Annotated in this window: 19 protein-coding genes; 16 read left to right on the plus strand and 3 right to left on the minus strand. The window is 66.1% G+C overall.

The genetic code is table 11. The features are described from left to right. Positions 1 to 23: 23 nt before the first annotated feature. The 3 genes from mdlC to PTE31013_RS01410 all read left to right on the plus strand — a co-directional run bounded on the left by mdlC (position 24) and on the right by PTE31013_RS01410 (position 4,636). A complete protein-coding gene (gene mdlC, locus PTE31013_RS01400) occupies positions 24 to 1,652 on the plus strand; it encodes a benzoylformate decarboxylase (RefSeq protein WP_150611045.1) in 1,629 nt (542 codons plus the stop codon). A 53-nt stretch (positions 1,653 to 1,705) separates the two neighbouring features. Then, a complete protein-coding gene (locus PTE31013_RS01405) occupies positions 1,706 to 3,175 on the plus strand; it encodes an aldehyde dehydrogenase (protein ID WP_150611046.1) in 1,470 nt (489 codons plus the stop codon). A 93-nt stretch (positions 3,176 to 3,268) separates the two neighbouring features. Continuing rightward, positions 3,269 to 4,636: an MFS transporter gene (locus tag PTE31013_RS01410; protein WP_150611047.1), complete on the plus strand. Its 1,368-nt coding sequence runs from the start codon at positions 3,269 to 3,271 to the stop codon at positions 4,634 to 4,636. A gap of 118 nt (positions 4,637 to 4,754) precedes the next feature. On the opposite strand, the gene PTE31013_RS01415 is transcribed toward PTE31013_RS01410, so the two are convergent. From PTE31013_RS01415 to PTE31013_RS01425, 3 genes are all read right to left on the minus strand, one after another. Continuing rightward, positions 4,755 to 5,699, minus strand: coding sequence for a PDR/VanB family oxidoreductase (locus tag PTE31013_RS01415; protein ID WP_150611048.1), 945 nt, complete (start codon positions 5,697 to 5,699; stop codon positions 4,755 to 4,757). Beyond that, the gene (locus PTE31013_RS01420; protein WP_150611049.1) at positions 5,696 to 6,751 is read right to left on the minus strand and encodes an aromatic ring-hydroxylating dioxygenase subunit alpha; all 1,056 of its coding nucleotides are present in this window, start codon (positions 6,749 to 6,751) and stop codon (positions 5,696 to 5,698) included. The genes PTE31013_RS01415 and PTE31013_RS01420 overlap by 4 nt, the downstream gene beginning before the upstream one ends. A gap of 111 nt (positions 6,752 to 6,862) precedes the next feature. Then, the gene (locus PTE31013_RS01425; protein WP_150611050.1) at positions 6,863 to 7,531 is read right to left on the minus strand and encodes a GntR family transcriptional regulator; all 669 of its coding nucleotides are present in this window, start codon (positions 7,529 to 7,531) and stop codon (positions 6,863 to 6,865) included. Between the two features lie 211 nt (positions 7,532 to 7,742). On the opposite strand from PTE31013_RS01425, the gene PTE31013_RS01430 reads away from it, so the two are divergent. The 13 genes from PTE31013_RS01430 (at position 7,743) to PTE31013_RS01490 (ending at position 19,226) form a co-directional block, all read left to right on the plus strand. Then, entirely contained in the window at positions 7,743 to 8,585 is an 843-nt protein-coding gene (locus tag PTE31013_RS01430; RefSeq protein ID WP_150611051.1) for a gallate dioxygenase, read from the plus strand. Continuing rightward, positions 8,582 to 8,941, plus strand: coding sequence for a protocatechuate 3,4-dioxygenase (locus PTE31013_RS01435; RefSeq protein ID WP_150611052.1), 360 nt, complete (start codon positions 8,582 to 8,584; stop codon positions 8,939 to 8,941). The genes PTE31013_RS01430 and PTE31013_RS01435 overlap by 4 nt, the downstream gene beginning before the upstream one ends. A gap of 24 nt (positions 8,942 to 8,965) precedes the next feature. Continuing rightward, positions 8,966 to 10,306: a LysR family transcriptional regulator gene (locus tag PTE31013_RS01440; RefSeq protein ID WP_150611053.1), complete on the plus strand. Its 1,341-nt coding sequence runs from the start codon at positions 8,966 to 8,968 to the stop codon at positions 10,304 to 10,306. A gap of 392 nt (positions 10,307 to 10,698) precedes the next feature. Further along, on the plus strand, positions 10,699 to 11,895 hold the full coding sequence (locus PTE31013_RS01445; RefSeq protein ID WP_150611054.1) for an ABC transporter substrate-binding protein: 1,197 nt from the start codon (positions 10,699 to 10,701) through the stop codon (positions 11,893 to 11,895). A gap of 37 nt (positions 11,896 to 11,932) precedes the next feature. After that, positions 11,933 to 12,805 (plus strand): branched-chain amino acid ABC transporter permease, encoded by an 873-nt coding sequence (locus PTE31013_RS01450; RefSeq protein WP_150611055.1) that lies wholly within the window; start codon positions 11,933 to 11,935, stop codon positions 12,803 to 12,805. A 13-nt stretch (positions 12,806 to 12,818) separates the two neighbouring features. After that, the gene (locus PTE31013_RS01455; RefSeq protein WP_150611056.1) at positions 12,819 to 13,904 is read left to right on the plus strand and encodes a branched-chain amino acid ABC transporter permease; all 1,086 of its coding nucleotides are present in this window, start codon (positions 12,819 to 12,821) and stop codon (positions 13,902 to 13,904) included. Then, the gene (locus PTE31013_RS01460) at positions 13,901 to 14,653 is read left to right on the plus strand and encodes an ABC transporter ATP-binding protein (RefSeq protein ID WP_150611057.1); all 753 of its coding nucleotides are present in this window, start codon (positions 13,901 to 13,903) and stop codon (positions 14,651 to 14,653) included. The genes PTE31013_RS01455 and PTE31013_RS01460 overlap by 4 nt, the downstream gene beginning before the upstream one ends. After that, positions 14,646 to 15,374: an ABC transporter ATP-binding protein gene (locus PTE31013_RS01465; RefSeq protein ID WP_150611058.1), complete on the plus strand. Its 729-nt coding sequence runs from the start codon at positions 14,646 to 14,648 to the stop codon at positions 15,372 to 15,374. Before PTE31013_RS01460 ends, PTE31013_RS01465 begins: the two co-directional genes overlap by 8 nt. A gap of 35 nt (positions 15,375 to 15,409) precedes the next feature. Continuing rightward, positions 15,410 to 16,165 carry a PIG-L deacetylase family protein gene (locus tag PTE31013_RS01470; protein WP_150611059.1) on the plus strand — a complete coding sequence of 252 codons (756 nt, stop codon included), beginning with the start codon at positions 15,410 to 15,412 and terminating at the stop codon, positions 16,163 to 16,165. Continuing rightward, positions 16,162 to 16,866: a 4-carboxy-4-hydroxy-2-oxoadipate aldolase/oxaloacetate decarboxylase gene (locus tag PTE31013_RS01475; protein ID WP_174978391.1), complete on the plus strand. Its 705-nt coding sequence runs from the start codon at positions 16,162 to 16,164 to the stop codon at positions 16,864 to 16,866. Before PTE31013_RS01470 ends, PTE31013_RS01475 begins: the two co-directional genes overlap by 4 nt. A gap of 10 nt (positions 16,867 to 16,876) precedes the next feature. After that, positions 16,877 to 17,995 carry a 4-oxalomesaconate tautomerase gene (locus PTE31013_RS01480; RefSeq protein WP_150611060.1) on the plus strand — a complete coding sequence of 373 codons (1,119 nt, stop codon included), beginning with the start codon at positions 16,877 to 16,879 and terminating at the stop codon, positions 17,993 to 17,995. Continuing rightward, positions 17,992 to 18,747 carry an alpha/beta fold hydrolase gene (locus tag PTE31013_RS01485; RefSeq protein ID WP_150611061.1) on the plus strand — a complete coding sequence of 252 codons (756 nt, stop codon included), beginning with the start codon at positions 17,992 to 17,994 and terminating at the stop codon, positions 18,745 to 18,747. The genes PTE31013_RS01480 and PTE31013_RS01485 overlap by 4 nt, the downstream gene beginning before the upstream one ends. After that, on the plus strand, positions 18,744 to 19,226 hold the full coding sequence (locus PTE31013_RS01490) for a nuclear transport factor 2 family protein (RefSeq protein ID WP_150611062.1): 483 nt from the start codon (positions 18,744 to 18,746) through the stop codon (positions 19,224 to 19,226). Before PTE31013_RS01485 ends, PTE31013_RS01490 begins: the two co-directional genes overlap by 4 nt. Positions 19,227 to 19,334: the final 108 nt, after the last annotated feature.

Genomic DNA, 19,334 nt, shown 5'->3' on the forward strand with positions numbered 1-19,334 from the left:
GGCGGCAGGAGACGACAGCCCCCATGAAAGACAGCCGAGAACTTCGTGCCGGCCAACGCGCCGGCGACCCTCAGGCCCTGACGGTTCGCGAGGTGGTCATCGATCTGATGCGCCGCCATGGCATGACCAAGGTATTCGCCAATCCCGGCTCGACCGAGCTGCCGCTGTTCCGCGACTTCCCGCCGGACTTTGAGTACGTGCTGGGCCTGCAGGAAGCGGTCGTTGTCGGCATGGCCGACGGTTACGCGCAGGCGACCGGCAACGCCGCGTTCATCAACCTGCATTCGGCCGCCGGTGTGGGCAACGCGATGGGCAATATCTTTACGGCCTACAAGAACCAGACGCCGCTCATCGTGACGGCCGGACAGCAGGCACGCTCGATTCTCCCGTTCGATCCTTTCCTCGCGTCGGTGCGCGCGACCGAGCTGCCGCAGCCGTACGTCAAGTTCAGTCTGGAACCGGCGCGAGCCGAAGACGTGCCGCTGGCGCTGGCCCGTGCGTATTACATCGCCATGCAGGAGCCGAAAGGGCCGGTCTTCGTCTCCATTCCGGTCGACGATTGGGATCGGCCCGCCGAGGCGTTGCCGCCGCGCCAGGTGAGCACGCGAGTGCAGCCCGACCCGTTCGCGCTTGCCCAACTGGGGGCGGCGCTCGACGCATGTGAGCGTCCGGTGTTTGTCGTCGGCTCGTCGATTGATCGCGCGGGGGCGTTCGATGCCGTGCGCGCGTTGGCCGAGCGGCATCACGCGCGCGTCTTCACCGCACCGATGTGCGCGCGTTGTGCATTCCCGGAGGATCACCGGTTGTTTGCCGGCTTCCTGCCGCCAATGCGCGAGAAGATTGTCGATCTGCTGGGCGGTCACGATCTGATTCTCGTGATTGGCGCCCCGGCGTTTACGTATCACGTGGAAGGAACGGGGCCGCACGTGCCCGAAGGCGCTTCGCTGTTCCAGTTGATCGAAGATCCGGGCGTGGCCGCGTGGACGCCGGTCGGCGCCTCTGTCGTCGGTAACGTGCGACTCGGTGTCGAAGCCTTGCTCGCGCGCGACATCCCCGGCGAGCGTGTCTTGCCGCCCGCACGCAACCTGCCACCGGTGGCGCTGCCGAATGCCGCCGGCGAGCGTATGTCGACGGCCTTCGCACTGCAAACGCTCGCGAGCGTGCGCGAGGCGCACGACATCGTCGTCGAGGAGGCGCCGAGCGCGCGCGCCGTGATGCAGCAATACCTGCCGTTCTCGAAGCCTGGCACGTTCTACACGATGAACAGCGGCGGTCTCGGCTACTCGATGCCTGCCGCCGTCGGTGTGGCGATGGCGCATCCGGGGCGGCGTGTCATCGGCCTGATTGGCGACGGCTCTGCCATGTACTCGATCCAAGGCTTGTGGAGCGCGGTGCAAGCCCGGCTGCCAATCACATTCGTTATCTTGAATAATCGTCGCTACGCCGCGTTGCAGGAATTTGCGCCGTCGTTCGGCTTCGGCCCCGCCGATCCGGTGCAGGGCACCGATCTGCCCGATCTGGATTTCGTGCGTCTGGCCGAGGGCATGGGCGTGCGTGCGCAGCGCGTCGCGCAGGGTAGCGAGTTGCGCGACGTCCTGTCGCAGGCGATCACGAGCGGCGAGACGCGTCTTGTCGAGATCGTGGTGATGTGACGCACGGCGCATGCCATCCCGAGACGAACGACCAAGCCAGGAGACAAATCACCATGCAAGCCCAGCAAGACCCCAAAGCGCTGACGATGCTGATCGCCGGTAAGCGCATCGGCGCCAAGCACGGCGCCACGTTCGAGCGACGCAATCCGCTGGACGGCGAAGTGGCCTCGCGTGCCCCGGCCGCCACGGCCGACGACGCCCGCGCCGCGGTGCAGGCCGCGTGCGACGCCTTCCCCGCCTGGTCCAGCACCGGCCCCGGAGAACGGCGCGCACTGTTGATGAAGGCCGCCGACCGGCTGGAAGCGAAGGTCGAAGCGTTTCAGGCGGCCATGGCGGCGGAGACCGGTGCATCCGGATTGTGGGCGGGCTTCAATGTGCATTTGGCGGCACAGGGTCTGCGCGAAGCGGCTGCCATGACGACGCAGATCGCCGGCGAGATCATTCCTTCGGATGTGCCGGGCAGCCTTGCGATGGGCGTGCGTCAGGCGGCGGGCGTGGTGCTTGGCATCGCGCCGTGGAACGCGCCGGTGATTCTCGGCGTGCGCTCGCTTGCCCTGCCGCTCGCCTGCGGCAATACCGTCGTCTTCAAGGGCTCGGAGCTGTGCCCGGCCACGCACGGCCTGATTGCCGATGCGCTCGACGAAGCCGGTCTGCCACCGGGGGTCGTGAACTTCATCACGAATGCACCAAAAGACGCGGGCGCGATCGTCGAGGCGCTGATCGCCGCGCCTGCCGTGCGTCGCGTGAACTTTACCGGCTCGACGCGCGTCGGCCGCATCATCGCCACGCTGTGCGCCGAGTATCTCAAGCCGGCGGTGCTGGAGCTGGGCGGCAAGGCGCCGTGCCTTGTGCTCGACGATGCCGACCTCGACGCGGCCGTGGACGGTGTCGCGTTCGGCGCGTTCGCCAACTCCGGCCAGATCTGTATGTCGACGGAGCGCATCGTGGTTGCCGAATCGATCGCCGACGCCTTCGTTGACAAGCTCGCCGCCAAGGCGCGCGCGCTACCGCTGGGCGATCCGCGCGAGGGGCCGGTCGTGCTGGGCTCAGTGATCGATATGGCTACGGTCGAACGCTGCAATGCGTTGATCGACGATGCGCTTGCCAAGGGCGCAACGCTGCTGTGCGGCGGCCGGGCCGACACCACGCTGATGCCCGCGACGTTGCTCGATCACGTCACGCCGGACATGCACATCTATCGCGAGGAATCGTTCGGTCCGGTCAAGGGCATCGTGCGGGTGAAGGACGACGAAGCCGCCATCGCCTGCGCCAACGACAATGCCTATGGCCTGTCGTCCGCCGTGTTCAGCCGTGACATTGCTCGCGCGATGGGCGTGGCCAAGCGCATCGAATCGGGCATCTGTCACATCAATGGCCCCACGGTGCACGACGAAGCGCAGATGCCATTCGGCGGCGTGAAGTCGAGCGGTTGGGGACGTTTCGGCGGCAAGGCCGGTATCCATGAATTCACCGATCTGCGCTGGATAACAGTGCAGACCACCCCGCGTCATTACCCGTTCTGAGCGACGTTCCGTCACTCGGCGCCGATGGCGTCATGCAGGACCACCATACCGCCGCAGCCGGGACACCGGAACAGACGGCCGGAGGAGACAACCGTGTCACAACCGTTTGAGACTGCACCGGCTGCCGCCGGCGCAACGTCCGGCCATACGCAGGCCGGCGACATGCAACACAACGAAGCGACGCGCGCCGGCGCGACGGCGAATTTCGGCCGCGTGGTGGCGGCCAGTTGCTTCGGTACCGCCATCGAGTGGTATGACTTTTTCGTCTATGGCTTTCTCGCGCCCATCGTGTTCGACCGGCTGTTCTTCCCCCAGCTCGACCCGATGACCGGCATGATCGCCGTGTTCGCCACCTTCGCCGTCGGCTTCCTTGCGCGGCCTGTCGGCGGCATCGTCTTCGGACACTTTGGCGATCGCGTCGGGCGCAAGTCCATCCTGCTGTTCACGCTGGTGCTGATGGGCGTGGCCACCACGATGATCGGCCTGTTGCCGACCTATGACCAGGTCGGCATGTGGGCGCCGATAATGCTCGTGACGCTGCGCTTCGTGCAGGGGTTTGCGCTCGGCGGCGAGTCGGTCGGCGGACTGCTGATGACGGTCGAAGGTGCGCCCGCGCACCTGCGCGGCCTTTTCGGCGGACTGATCCAGGCCGCCGGGCCGACGTCGATCGTTGCCGCGTCGCTCGCCATCGTGCTGATCACCCGATTGCCCGAAAAGGATCTGCTGACGTGGGGCTGGCGCGTGCCGTTTCTCGTGAGCCTGCTGCTCGTGGCACTGGGCACCTATGTGCGCCTGAAAGTGGAGGAGTCGCCGAGCTTCAAGGCGGCGGAGCAGCATCGCGACATCGCGAAAGTGCCCGTCGTGGAAGTGCTCACGCATTACTGGCGGCCGACGCTCGTGACGTTCTTCATCTGTCTGGCCGAGACGAGCTTCTTTTACCTGGTGGCGATCTTCTCACTGTCGTACGGTACCAAGACGCTCGGCTTGCCGCGCAGCACGATGGCCGACGGCGTGCTGTACGCGAACCTGCTCGCCATGCTGACGATCCCGGCGTTCGGCATGCTCTCCGACAAGCTGGGACGCCGTCCGATGTTCTTGCTGGGGTTGGTCGCGACGGCGATCTTCATCTATCCGTTCTTCCTGATGATGGGCAGCAAGGAGACGGCGCTGGTCGTGCTCGCCATCGTGATCGGCGCGGGCCTGATTCACCCGATGATGTTCGGCCCCGAAGGCAGCTTTTTCTCGGAATTGTTCGATACGCGTGTGCGCTTCTCGGGCGTATCGCTCGGCAAGCAGATCGGTACCGTGCTCGGTGGCGGACTCGCACCGATGATTGCGGCGGGCCTGCTTGCATGGAGCCATGGCCACATCTGGCCGGTCATCGTCTACTTCCTCGTGATTGCCGCGATGGCACTGATCTCGACGGTCCTCGTCCGCGAGACCAAGGACCGGGTGCTGTGATGTCCGCAGCGCCGATGACGTCGACGAAGGTCGCGACGCGGTTCGGTCATCATTGGAAAATGCGGCCCCGCTCGCGATGCGAAGCGGGGCGATTCCCTACGGTGTCGACGATGACGCGTTACAGATCGAGCACCAGCATGGGCGACTGGCTACGCGAGCAGCACGGCAGGATCTGGTCGTTCGCGGCGCGTTCATCGTCGGTCAGGTAGACGTCGCGATGCTCAGGGGTGCCGTCGATCACGCGCGTGAGACACGTGCCGCAGACGCCTTGTTCGCACGACATCTGCACTTCCACACCCTGCGCCGCGAGCGCCGCGACGATGGTCTCGCCGGCCTTCACGTCGATCACGCGACCGCTCGAATGCAGCTTGACCTGGAACGCCTTGTCGCCCGCCGTCTCCACGGGTACCGGTGCGGCGAAGTACTCTCGATGCACATTGCCTTCCGGCCACTGCGCCGCATCCGCACGCGCCAGCACGGCGTCGATGAATCCTGCCGGACCGCAGACGTAAAGGTGCTTGCCGCCGGACGGTTGCGCAAGAATGGCGTCGAGATCGGCGCGCTCGCCTTCGCTGTCGAAGTACAGTCGCGTCTTCGCCGCGAGATCGTCGCGCGCGAAACGTTCGCGAAACGCCGTGCGCGCCGGCTCACGCGTACCGTAATGCACTTCGAACGATGCGTCGCGGGCAGACAACGCCTCGGCCATGCACAGAATCGGCGTCACGCCGATGCCACCGGCGAGCAGGATGCTGTGCGTGGCGTGTTCCGCCAAGGGGAAGTGATTGCGCGGGGCGCTGATCTCCAGCGTCGTGCCGGGCGTGAGCGCGTGCATGCCGGTCGAGCCACCTCGAGACGCCGGATCGCGCAGCACGCCCACGCAATAACGATGGGTCTCACCGGGCGCATTGCACAACGAGTACTGCCGCACGAGACCGTCGGCGACATGCACGTCGATGTGCGCGCCAGCGGTAAAGGCCGGCAGCGGGCTGCCGTCGACACTCACCCATTCGAATTCGCAGATGTCGGTGGCGACATCGCGCTTGCTCGCCAGCCGGACCTTCATGCCGCGCTCTCCACGTTCGCCGCCCGGGCCCGTTCGGCATCGATCAGACGATCGAGCACTTTGCGCGACTGCACGCCGCCGGCGTCGATGTTGAGCTTGAGGATCTTCTTCTCCGGATACGCCGCGAGATTGCGCTGCTGCGCTTCGAGCACTTCCTGGTCCTCGGCGAAGATGCCGCCCTGGCCGCGCTTGATCGAGGCGGTCAGCGCCGCATCCTCGGGCTTGAAGTTGCGCGCCATGCCCCAGAAGTACCAGATCGACTCGTCGGTCTCGGGCGTGATGAAGTCGACGACGATGCTGCCTGCCTTCTTGTCGGCCGGGGCGTCGTAACCGCCATGACCCGCGTGCGCCACGCCCACTTCGATCATCACGTGACTCGGCGGCGTGAAGCGGCACACTTGCCAGCGGTCGCACGGCACCTGATCGTCCAGGCCGTTCGCGCGCAGTGCGCTCGCCCAGAACGGCGGCGCCTTGATGTTCTCCATATGACGCGCCGTGATCACCGTGTCCCCCTCCACCGTCGTCTTCGGCGGGGCTTCCTCGATCTCTTCCTGACCGATGCTCGTCGCGTGCACATAGGTCTCGTGCGTCAGGTCCATCAGGTTGTCGATCATCAGTCGATAGTCGCACTTGATGTGGTACAGGCCGCCGCCGTACGCCCAACCATCGCTCACCGCCCATTCCAGGTGCGGGATCTCGTCGGGATTCGCGAGCGCGGCGTCGCCCGGCCAGACCCACACGAAGCCGTAGCGTTCCACGCACGGATACGCGCGCGTTTTCGGGAAGCCGCCGACACGCTGGCCGACCATCTTCGTGCACTTGCCGCCGCCATCGACCGTCAGGCCGTGATAACCGCACACCAGGTGGCCGTCGTTGACGAAGCCCAGCGACAACGCCGCGCCGCGATGCGGACAGAAATCTTCCAGGGCGGCGGCATTGCCATTCGCATCGCGGAAAAACACCATCGCTTCGTTGCAGATCTTGCGACCCAGCGGCTTGTCGGCAAACGCGTCCGGCGTGCAGGCGACGTACCAGGTATTTTTCAGGAACATGATGATTTGTCTCCTTGGCGCGCCTTCGACTGGCGCGTGCTCGTGTTGATGGAAAATGATCGGGATGAAGTCGGTGAAGTCGGTGAAGTCGGTGAAGTCAGGGGCGGCGCGTCAGAGCCACTGCGCACCCATGCTGTGTTCTTGCGTGACGATGTGCTCGCGGCACATGAACTCGGCGCGATCGGGCTGGCGTGCGGCAATCGCCTCGACGATCGCGTGATGCTGCCGATGCGCATACGCGATGATGTCGGCGTACTGGCGTCGATCCTTGTGCCCGAAGGCAACCGTGCGCGGCGCGACGAATGGCACCAGATTGCAGCGCGTGACAAAGCCTTCGAGCAGTGCGTTCTGTGCGCCGGTGACGAGCAGGTCGTGAAAGCGCGCGTTGAGCGAGGCGTACCCAATCTGCACTTCGGCCGTCATCGTATGGTCGGCGAGCAAGGCATCGCCCTCGGCCAGCAGCGCGCGCAATTGCTTGAGCAATTCGACGCTGGCGCCTTTTTCAGCCAGCAGACGCGCGGCATAGCCTTCGAGTGCGCCGCGCAGATGCAGCGCCTCGACACTCTCCTCTCGCGTATGCGCGCGCACCGCGTAGCCTCGCTGACCGGCGCGCACCACCAGTCCCTCTTCGGCAAGCACCGGCAACGCCTGCCGGACCGGCATGCGCGAGACCCCCAACTGTTCTGCGAGCTTGGCTTCGGCCAGGCGCTCGCCGGGCGCCAGTTCGCCCTTGAGGATCATCTCGCGCAACAGAACCGTGGTTGGCGTGGGATGCAGCATGCGTCTCCTTTCGATCGCTGGAATACGTGCCGGTCGTGCTGGACCTTTCCAGCCCCGGCTTTTTTATTATGGGATCCCGTAATTACCTTTAGCATCAGTAGATACCCTGCTTTATGTGCATACGGGATCCCGTATAGACTCGCCGCAGCACAAATGCGGGTCGTCGCACGCCGCCGCCCGCGCATGACAAGACAAAAGACGGAGACTTCACGTGGCAAAGATCATTGGCGGGATCGGTACGTCGCACGTGCCGACCATCGGCGTGGCGTACGACAAGGGCAAGCAGCAGGATCCCGCATGGGCGCCGCTGTTCCAGGGTTACGAGCCCGTGGCGAAGTGGCTGGCCGAGAAACAGGCCGATGTGTTGGTGTTCTTCTACAACGATCACGCGACCACGTTCTTCTTCGACATGTATCCGACGTTCGCGCTCGGCGTGGGCGACACGTTCCCGATTGCCGACGAAGGGGCGGGGCTGCGTCCGCTGCCGCCGATTCGAGGCGACGTCGCGTTGCAGGCGCACATCGCCGAGTCGCTCGTGAACGACGAGTTCGACATCACTGTGTTCCAGGACAAGCCGATCGACCACGGCTGCGCGTCGCCGCTGCCGCTGCTCTGGCCGCACACGCCGGACTGGCCGGGCACTGTCGTGCCGATCGCCATCAATGTCCTGCAATACCCGTTGCCGACGGGCCGTCGCTGCTATCGCCTCGGCCAGGCCGTGCGCCGCGCCATCGAGTCGTATCCGGAAGATTTGCGCGTGGTGGTCGTCGGCACGGGCGGTCTCTCGCATCAGATCCACGGCGAGCGCGCGGGCTACAACGACGAAGCGTGGGATCGCGAGTTCCTGTCGTTGCTCGAAAACCAGCCCGAGACGCTGACCGAACTCAAGCATGTGGATTACGTGGCGCGCGGCGGAGCCGAGAGCGTCGAGCAAATCATGTGGCTGTCAATGCGCGGTGCGCTGGGTCCACGCATCAAGCGCCTGCATCTGAACTACTACCTCGCGACCACCACCGCGATGACCGTCGCGCTCTACGAGGAGGAGGCCGCATGAATCCGCAACTCGAAGGCATCGAGGCGATCACTGGCACGTACGCGTTCGACCTGCGCGTGAGCCATCGCACGCTCAAGCTCAACCGCTTCTTCTGGCACATGATTCGCGCCGAGAATCGCGAGACGTTCCTCGGCGATCCCGTCGCCGCGATGACGGCGGCCGGCCTCACCGCCGACGAACAGGCGATGGTGCAGGCGCAGGACTGGCTGGGTCTGGTGCGCCATGGCGTGAATTTCTTCGTGCTGGAGAAGTTCGCCCGCGTGGTGCGCAAAACCAACCTCGAGGTCTATGCGCTCATGCGCGGCGAGACGTTCGACGAGTTCATGGCCACGCGACGCGTGCCGACCATGCGCTGAGCCCGGCCGAACCAGGCATCGCACATGTCCATCGACACCTCCATCAGTCTGACTCACACGCCGCCCGCGCCCGCGCTGGCGTGTCACGAGCGCGGCACCTGGAGCCGCACGCCACAGACCAACGAGGCGTCGCTCCTGTGCCGAAAGTTGCGCGGCCTGCGCGCGATGGTCGCCGTCCTCGAATGCGATTCGGTCGCGCGGGCGGCGCGCACGTTGCATCTTTCGCAGTCCGCCGTTGCGCGGTCGATCTCCGACATCGAAGCGGAGCTGGGTTTTCCGCTGTTTCACCGCAGCGGACGTGGCCTGATTCCGAACGCGGCCGGCCAGCGCCTGGGGGTGCGCGCCACGCGCGCGCTCGCGGAGCTGGCCACCGGGTATCGCGAGGCATTCGCGGCCACGGCGTCGCAGGCCGACGGTGGCGCGCGGGCGGCAAGTCGCTTCGCGGCGGTCGTCGCGCCGCAACAGCTCACGAGCTTCATCGCGGTGGCGGAGCTGGGGAGCGGACCGCTCGCGGCGAGCCGCCTGCAATGCTCTCAGCCGACGATTCAGCGCAATCTCGACCAGCTCGAAGATCTCATCGGCATCAAGCTGTTTCGACGCACGCCGCGCGGCACGCGCCTGACCGACGAGGCGCAGGCCCTGCTCGGCCCGGTCAAGCGCGCGCTGGCCGAGCTGGCGATTGCCGAAGACGAACTCGCGCCGTTCGGCGGGCGTCAGCAAGGCACCGTGATCGTGGCCGCGTTGCCGCTGTCCAGCGGCTTCCTGCTGCCCAAGGCGATCGACAGTTTGCTGTTCCGTTCGCCGTATCTGAACGTGACGGTGGTCGACGGCACCTACGAAGCCCTGATTCGCCAGTTGCGCCAGGCGGACGTCGACATGATCGTCGGCGCCTTGCGGGCGAGCGATGTGCCGCCGGACATCCGTCAGGAGGCATTGTTCGAGGATCATCTGTCGGTGGTCGCGCGTGCCGATCATCCGTGCCTGTCGTCGGCGCGTACGCCAACGCTGGCGGAACTTGCCGAGTACGGCTGGGTGAGTCCGCTGCCCGCCACGCCCGCGCGCAGAGTGTTCGAGCGCGTGTTTCATGCGGAAGATCTGGCGTTGCCGCGCACACAGGTGCATGCCAGCAGTTCGCCGGTGGTACGTGGTCTGTTGTCGTCGAGCGACCGGCTCGCCTTGCTCTCGCCGGTGCAGATCACATCGGAGTTGCGCACCGGCGAACTGGCCGTCGTGCCAGTGCCGTTGCAACACGCTCGTCGTGCGATCGGCGTTGCGACGCGGCGCGACGGTTTGTTGTCCCCGGCCGCGGAGCAGTTGCTCGACGAGCTGCGCGCACTGGCACCGACCATGCAGCATCCGACGTAAGACGCGCAGCGCGCTCGCGATATCGTTCGCGAGCGCGGCGAATTTCGCCCAATCCACCATGACTTGCATGCGTTGTCGCGTTCTGCCTCGCGCGCGTCCCAATTCCCATCACGTTCCTTGACGATTTCCCGCCGCGCCTTTTGTGACGGGTGTTCCACCATGGGAACGCGGAACGTCTCGCACTGCGAAATCTCCTTCGCAAAATGCGTCCCATCACGTAGGGGAAATCTCGGGGATATACGAAAAACGCAACGCTCGACGCGGGAGTTTCATTCGACGTGCCGCGCCCGGCTGCCTAAGCTGTTTCCGATACCTTGAAAAGGCCCGCCAACCCCCGGCGCGCCACATCAAAAAACGGAGCGGCGCACGACGCCGACGGAGGAGACGACACCATGATGAAGCGCCATCTTTGGCTTGCTGTGGCACTTGCGAGCGTTTGCCAATTCACCGCTGTCTCGGCGCGTGCCGAGGAAATCAAGGTCGGCATGCTGGGGCAGTTCTCCGGCTCGGCGTCCTGGTGGGGCACGGAGTATCGACGGGGTGTGAACCTGTGGCTCGAGCAGCACAAGAGCAAGGTGGGCGACGACACACTCGTGGTCCTGGAGCGTGACGAAGGCGGTGTGAATCCGCAGCGCACGCGTCAGCTTGCGCAGGAACTGGTGGTGCGCGATCAGGTGCAGTACCTCTTCGGCGGTTCGTTCACGCCGAACGTGCTGGCCATGGCCGACGTGGCGACGCAGACAAAGACGCCGCTCGTGATCGGCAACTCGGGCACGTCCAGCGTGACGCTCAAGTCGCCGTATTTCGTGCGTACTGGCTTCACGCAGTGGACCGTGAGCGTGCCGCTCGTGGAGTATGCGGCCAGCAAGGGCGTGAAGAACGCGGCCATCGTGGTCGCCGATTACGCTCCGGGCTACGACGCGATCGACGCCTACAGCGAGACGTTCAAGAAGGCGGGCGGCAAGATCGCCGTTGAAGTGAAGGTGCCGCTCGGTACGACCGACTTCTCGAGCTACCTGCAACGGGTGCGCGACGCCAAGCCGGATGCCCTTTTCCTGTTCATGCCGGTGGGACCGATGTCGGCGGGCTTCGTCAAGGCGTTCAAGGAGCGCGAACTCGACAAGACCGGCATCCAGCTCTTCGCAACGACGGAGACAATGGAGTCCGATCTGCCGGCGATTGGCGACAGCGCGCTTGGCACGATCACAGCACTGCACTACTCGCCGTTCCTGACGACGCCGGAAAACACCGCGTTCGTGAAGGCATACAAGGCGAAGTACGGTCCGGGGGCGCTGCCGTCGATCGCTTCCGTGTCGGCCTACGACTCGATGACCGTGATTGCACAGATGATCAAGGCCACCAAGGGCAAGAGGGATGGCGACAAGGCCATCGCCGCCGTGAAGGGCTTCGCCTGGATGAGCGCGCGTGGACCGGTGTCGATCGATCCGAAGACGCGCGAGATCGTGCAGAACGTGTACATCCGCCGCGTGGAGAACATCGACGGCAAGCTGGGCAACAAGCCCATTGAGACCTTCAAGTCGGTGGTCGAGCCGTGGCACGTGAGCCACCCCCAGGTGGCTGCCAAGTAACGCAGACATCGTCGCTCAGTTCGTTCGGTAATTCGTCATGACGCAATCGCTTGCCACTTTCCTGTCGTTGTCGATCGACGGTGTGGCCTATGGGATGTTGCTGTTCCTCATCTCGGTGGGTCTCACCGTCACGCTGGGCGTGATGCGCGTGGTCAATCTCGCGCACTCCGCCTTCGCCATGATCGGCGGTTATTTCACCTTGTGGGCCATGCAGCGTGCCGGGCTCGATTTCTTCGCCGCGCTGCTCGTCGGGGTGGCGGGCACGATGATGCTCGGCGCCGTGCTCGAGCGCACGCTGTATCGCTGGGTCTACACGGCCAACGGCCTGGGGCAGTTGCTCATGACGATCGGACTCGCGTTCATCATCTGCGCGCTGGCCAAGCATCTCGCCGGGACCGAGCTGCAGTCGATCCCCATCCCGGAGGGACTGCGCGGCACGTGGGACTTCGGTGCGTTCTCCGTGTCCGTCTATCGCATCTTCGCGTTGGTGTGCAGCGCGGTCGTGGCACTCGGGATCTGGTGGGGCCTGGAGCGCACGCCTTTCGGCGCGAGGCTGCGCGCGGCGGTCGATAACCCGCGCATGGCGCGATGCGTCGGCATCAATGTGCCGCTCGTGTTCTCGATCACGTTTGCCATCGGATGCGGTCTGTCCGGGCTGGGCGGCGCGCTGTCGAGCCAGATTCTGCCGCTCGAACCGTATTACGGCCTGAAGTACCTGGTGCTCGTGCTGATCGTGGTGGCCGCCGGTGGTCTGGGCAGTCTGCGCGGGTCGCTTTACGCGGGGCTGCTGCTCGGTCTGATCGACACGCTGGGGCGCTACTACGTGCCGGCGCTTGGCGCTTTCATGATCTACCTGGCCGTGCTGGCCATTCTGCTGATCCGCCCGCAAGGGTTGGTCGGCCGTGCCTGAGCGGAGGGTCACGATGTCACATACGAATCCTCTGCCGCCGGCTGCGGGTACGGTGCAGGTGGCCTCCGCGCTGCGTCGCAAACGGCTCGGCGCGCTCGATGCGGTGTTGCTTCTCGCCGCCGTCGCCACCTACTTCTTTGCCGATCTGTATCTCGCGCTCGCCACGAGCGTGCTGATCATGATCATCTTCGCGCTCTCGCTCGATCTCGTGCAGGGCTATTGCGGTATCGAGACGCTGGGGCACGCGGCATTCTTCGGCAGCGGTGCCTACGCGGCCGGCCTTTTCGCGCTGCACGTATCGCCCGACCCGCTGCTGGGGCTGGTGGCCGGTGCGGTGGTGGCCGCCGGGGTGGGGCTCATCACCGGCATCGTCGTGCTGCGGGTGAGCGGGCTCACGCAGATCATGCTCACCCTCGCGTGCGCCACGCTGCTCTACGAGGCGGGCAATGTCGCAAAGTCGATCACGATGGGCGATGACGGCCTGACCGGCTACACCATCGCCCCGGTGCTGGGCAGGTTCACGTTCGATATCTATGGGCACACGGCGTATCTCTATGCACTCGCCGTGTTGCTCGTCGTGTATCTGTTCACGCAATGCCTCGTGAACTCGCCGTTCGGTCTTGCCGTGCAGGGCATTCGCGAGAACGCCATGCGCATGTCGCTGCTCGGCGTGCGTGTCGGCCTGCGCCGCCTGATGCTGTACACCCTCGCCGCAGCGTTGGCAGGCGTGGCAGGGGCGCTCTCGGCCCAGGTCAACAACATCGTCGCCCTTGACACGCTGTCGTTCACGCTGTCGGCGAACGTGCTCGTGATGCTCGCCCTGGGCGGCACCGGACGTCTCTACGGCGCGGCGCTCGGGGCGATCGTCTTCATGGTGCTGTCCGATCGCATCGCCGCCATCGATCCAACGAACTGGCTCGCCGCGCTCGGTGTGTTGCTCATCCTCGTGGTGCGGTTCGCGCCCGATGGCCTGATCGGACTGGTGGATCGCTTTGCCGCCCGCGTGGCCCCTGTGCGACGCCGGGTCCAGCGCACGACCGCGGCAGACGCCACCGGCAACCCCAACGCGACGACCACGGACAAGGAGGTGACGCCGTGAGCGCTGCACTCGACATACAGGGGCTGTCCAAGCGATTCGGCCAGCTCGACGTCACACGCAACGTCAGCCTGTCGTTGCCCGTGGGTGCGCGACACGCGTTGATCGGCCCGAACGGGGCAGGCAAGAGCACGTTGATGAATCTGCTCACGGGCGTGCTCAAGCCGAACGCCGGTGTGGTGCGCGTGGGCGGCACGGACGTGACGTCGATGCCCTCGCACAAGCGTGTGAAGCTTGGGCTGGCGCGCACGTTCCAGCTCAACACGCTGTTCGACACGCTCACCGTGGCCGAGAACGTTGCGCTCGCGCTCGCGGCGCGCAGCGGCCTCGACGGTCGCATCGGCAAGCCGCTCGCGAGCCGGCCGGCCGTTGTGGAGGAAGCCGCGGAGCGCCTGCGGGCGCTGGGCATGCTTGATCTCGCGGGCAAGCGCATCAACGCGCTGGCCTACGGCCAACGCCGGCAGGTGGAAATCGCGCTCGGTCTGGCGCTCGATCCCAAGGTACTGCTGCTCGACGAACCCGTTGCCGGCGTGCCGTCAGGGCAGGGCCGCAAGCTGTTCGACCTGCTCGAACGCTTGCCCGAAGACGTGGCGGTGATGGTCATCGAACACGACATGGATCTGGTCTTCCGCTTCGCGCGCCGCATTACGGTGCTGGTCGAAGGCGCGGTGCTCATGGAAGGCGAGAAGGACGACGTGCGCCGCGATCCGCGCGTACGCGACATTTACCTGGGGCGTCGCCATCATGACTGACATCCTGCTCGAAGCCGGCGGACTCAGCGCCGGGTATGGCGACACCATCGTGCTCGAAGACCTGAGCCTGCGCCTGGCGTCGGGAGAAGCCCTCGCCATTCTCGGTCGCAACGGGGTGGGCAAGAGCACGCTGCTGCTCAGCCTGCTGGGACTGACCACGCGCCACGGCGGCGCGGTGCGATATCGCCACGACGATATCTCGGCGTGGCCCGCCTACACGCGGGCGCGAGCCGGGTTGGCGCTGGTGCCCCAGGAGCGCGAGATTTTCAAGTCGCTGTCTGTCGAAGAAAACCTGCAGGTGTCCGCGATGGGCGAGGCCTGCGCGGCCGGCGACGCCTGGTCGCTCGATCGCGTGTACGACCTGTTCCCGCGCCTGCACCAGCGACGTCGCAACCTGGGCAACCAGCTCTCTGGCGGCGAGCAGCAGATGCTCGCCATCGGTCGGGCGCTGATCGGCAATCCGCGCGTGGTGTTGTTCGACGAGCCCTTCGAAGGGCTGGCGCCGGTGATTGTCGATCAACTGGTCGACGCGTTCTGGAAGCTGCGCGCCGACGGCGGCATGGGGGTGGTGCTCGTGGAGCAGCACGCGGAACTGGGACTGGAACTGACGGACCGCGCGCTGGTGCTCGACCGGGGCCGCGAGGTCTGGTCGGGACGCAGCAGCGAACTGGCTGCGTCACCGGAATTGCTCGGCACGCTGGTCGGGCTGGAAAGTGCCTGATCGGGCACGGCACAACACGTATTGACGTCAAAGACATGAACACATCACAGAACCCTCACACCGGCGGATTGGCCGGCCTCGTGGTCAGCGCCCATTCGGCGGACTTCGTCTGGCGCGCGGCGGGCACGATTGCCACGCACGTCGCGCAGGGCTATCGCATGAAGGTCGTGTGCCTGTCCTTCGGTGAACGCGGCGAGTCGGCCAAGCTCTGGCGCAAGGGCGCGGACATGACCGAAACGAAGGTCAAGCTCGCCCGTCGCGAAGAAGCGCAGCGCGCGGCCGACATTCTCGGCGCGGAAATCGAGTTCCTCGATATCGGCGACTACCCGATGCGCGTGTCCGACGAGACGCTCTTCCGGCTCGTCGACATCTATCGCGAACTGCAACCGTCGTTCGTGCTGAGTCATTCGGAGAAAGATCCGTACAACTTCGACCACCCGCTGGCGATGCACGTCACGCGGGAGGCCCGCGTCATTGCCCAGGCCGAGGGCCACAAGCCGGGCGAGAAGATCATCGGCGCGCCTGCCGTGCTCGCCTTCGAGCCGCATCAAACCGAGCAGTGCGAATGGATTCCGAACACTTTCGTGGACATCACGCCGGTGTGGGAGCAAAAGCGCGCCGCGATCGAATGCATGGCTGGCCAGGAGCACCTGTGGGATTACTACACACGCGTGGCGCTGCAACGCGGCGTGCAGGCCAAGCGCAACATCGGCATCGCCGCCGCGCGCGACATCAAGTACGCGGAAGGGCTGATGCGCCTCACGCCGGTCGTGACGGAGCAATTGTCATGATCCGCGGCGTCGTCGTTCGTCAGATTCCCCGTGTCGATGCCGCCACGCTCGACGTGCTGCGCAATGCCGGCAGCGCGACGGTGCACGAAGCGCAGAGCCGCCTCGGCCTGATGGCCACCTATCTGCGCCCGATCTACGCCGGCGCGGCCGTCGCTGGCAGCGCGGTCACGGTGCTCGCACCGCCCTCGGACAACTGGATGCTGCATGTTGCCGTAGAACAGGCGCAGCCGGGCGACATCGTCGTCGTCGGCGTGACTTCGCCATGCGACGACGGCTACTTCGGCGATCTGCTCGCCACGTCGATGAAGGCGCGCGGTGTGGCCGGACTCGTCATCGATGCCGGCTGTCGCGACATCGGCACGCTCACCGACATGCGGTTTCCGGTGTGGTCGAAGGCGATCTCGTCGCAGGGCACCGTCAAGGAGACACTCGGCTCGGTGAACGTGCCGGTGGTCTGCGCCAATCAGATCGTGAACCCGGGTGACGTGATCGTCGCGGACGACGATGGCGTGGTCGTGGTGCCATTCGCGAGCGCCGAGGCCGTGGCCAAGGCGGCGGCGGCGCGCGGTGCGGACGAAGCATACAAGCGCGGCGTGCTCGCGGGCGGCACGCTCGGGCTGGACTATTACAAGATGCGGGAACGTCTTGCCGCGAAAGGCCTGCGCTACGTCGATTCACTCGACGAGCTGCAAGGCCAGTGAGGATCGCGACGTGACGCATTCCCAAACGCGTATCCGGGCGGCCGTCATGCGGGGCGGCACCTCGAAGGGGTTGTACTTCCTCGCCGAGGACTTGCCCGAGCAGGGGGCCGCGCGCGACGCCGTGCTGCTCGCGGCGATGGGCTCGCCCGACGCGCGTCAGATCGACGGCATGGGCGGGGCGAACCCGCTCACCAGCAAGGTCGCGATCGTCTCGCGCGCCACGCGGCCCGACGCCGACGTGGACTATCTCTTTGCCCAGGTCGTGGTCGACGAAGCGCGTGTCGACTACGGACAGAACTGCGGCAACCTCCTCGCGGGGGTAGGGCCGTTTGCCATCGAACGGGGACTCGTGACCGCCTCGGGTGACCTCACCGACGTCGGCATTCACATGGTCAACACGGGGCAGGTGGCGGTCGCCACCGTGCAGACCCCGGGCGGCGTGGTGAAGTACGACGGCGACGTGGCCATCGACGGCGTGCCGGGAACGGCTGCGCCGATTCCGTTGATGTTTCGCGACACGGCAGGCGCATCCTGCGGCGCGCTGTTCCCGACCGGACAGCGTCAGGAGGTCGTGAACGGTGTCGCGGTGACGTGCATCGACAATGGCATGCCGCTCGTGCTCATGCGCGCGGCGGACCTGGGCATCACTGGCGCGGAGTCCTGCGAACAGCTCGACACGGCGCCAGCGTTTCAGGCGATGCGCGAGCGGATCGAGGCGATTCGCCGGATCGTCGGCCCGCGCATGCATCTCGGCGACGTGCGTTCGCGCACGGTGCCGAAGATGTGCCTCGTCGCGCCGCCGCGGGCCGGAGGCGCCCTCGCGACACGTTGTTTCATTCCACATCGTTGCCACTCGTCCATCGGCGTGCTGGCGGCCGTGAGCGTGGCGACCGCGGCCGCGTTGCCGGGCACCGTCTGCCACGACATGGCGGTGGTGCCGGATAGCGACGCGCCGCTGCTTGGCATCGAACATCCGACCGGGGAATTCACCGTGCGCCTTGCGCTCGGCATGGGGGCCGACGGTGCGACGCTCGTCACCGGCGCCGGCCTGCTGCGCACCGCGCGCTGGCTCTTCGACGGCGACGTGTGCATACCGAATCGCGCTTGGGCGCGGGGAGAGAAGCCATGAACACCGAACGTCCTCCATTGCTCATGCTGCCCGGCTTGCTGTGCGATCACGCGGCATGGGCCACCGCCGCCGCAGCGTTACCGCAATACGATTGCCGCGTTCCCGCGTGGGGCAGGCTGGATACCCTCGACGCGATGGCCGATCACGTGCTGGCAAGCACCACCGAGCCTCGCTTCGCCCTCGCGGGGCACTCGATGGGCGGACGCGTTGCGCTGGAGGTGGTGCGCCGCGCGCCGCATCGCGTGACCCATCTCGCGCTGCTCGATACCGGTTACCAGGCGCTGCCCGACGGCGAGGCCGCGGAGAAGGAACGCGCCGGGCGTGCCGCTTTGCTCGCGCGCGCGCGTGAAGCGGGCATGCGCGCGATGGGGCAGGTGTGGGCGACCGGCATGGTGCATCCCGACCAGGTCGGCACGCCGCTGTTCGCCACGATTCTCGACATGATCGAGCGCAGCGATCCCGATCAGTTCGCCGCGCAGATTCATGCACTGCTCGGCCGACCGGACGCAACCTCCCTGCTGAGCGATGTGCGGTGTCCGACGCTCGTGCTGTGCGCACGGCAAGACACTTGGAGTCCGCTCGCGCGTCACGAAATCATGGCGGGGCTGATCCCGCAGAGCGTGTTGCACGTCGTTGAACACAGCGGCCATATGAGTCCGATGGAGCGCCCTCAGGACGTGGCCGATGCCATGCGGACATGGCTGGCGCGGCCCATGTTGTGCGCCACTTCCACCGGGGGGCGCCGCGCATGACGCACGACGCCAACCTTCAGGACGCCATGCCCGGCATCGACCCGCGAACGCTCGACGTCCTGCTGGCCAAACAGGCTTGCCACGAGCTCGTGATGCGCTTCGTCGCCTGCAACGACCGGCGCGACCCGCAGGGGCTGGCCGCGCTGTTTGCGGAAACCGGGGTGCTCGTGCGTCCCAACGGCGACACGCTCGTTGGCCCCGTCGCCATCGCCGCCGCGTATGCCGAGCGCCCGGCGGATCGACTGACGCGACATCTTGTCGGCAACGTGCTGATCGATGTCATGTCGCCGACGCGCGCGATCGGCAGCAGCACGGTGCTGCTCTGGAGCGCGTCGGCGCACGTCGCGCCGGGGCCGTTTGGACGCCCGGCAGAGGGGCGTCAGGTCATGGGGGAATTCGACGACACGTTCGTGCGGACCGCGCAGGGCTGGCGCATTGCCCGTCGCGAAGCGCGGTTCACTTTCGTACGCGAGGCGTGAGGAAAAACAGCACCGCACGTCGCGCCATCCAGGCACGCGAGCCAATCCGAGAGCGCCGTTCGGGAGACGGTTCAGAGGGCAGTACCCGAGGCGGCTGACGTGCCGTCT

Source organism: Pandoraea terrigena (assembly GCF_902459705.1).
Lineage (GTDB): Bacteria > Pseudomonadota > Gammaproteobacteria > Burkholderiales > Burkholderiaceae > Pandoraea > Pandoraea terrigena.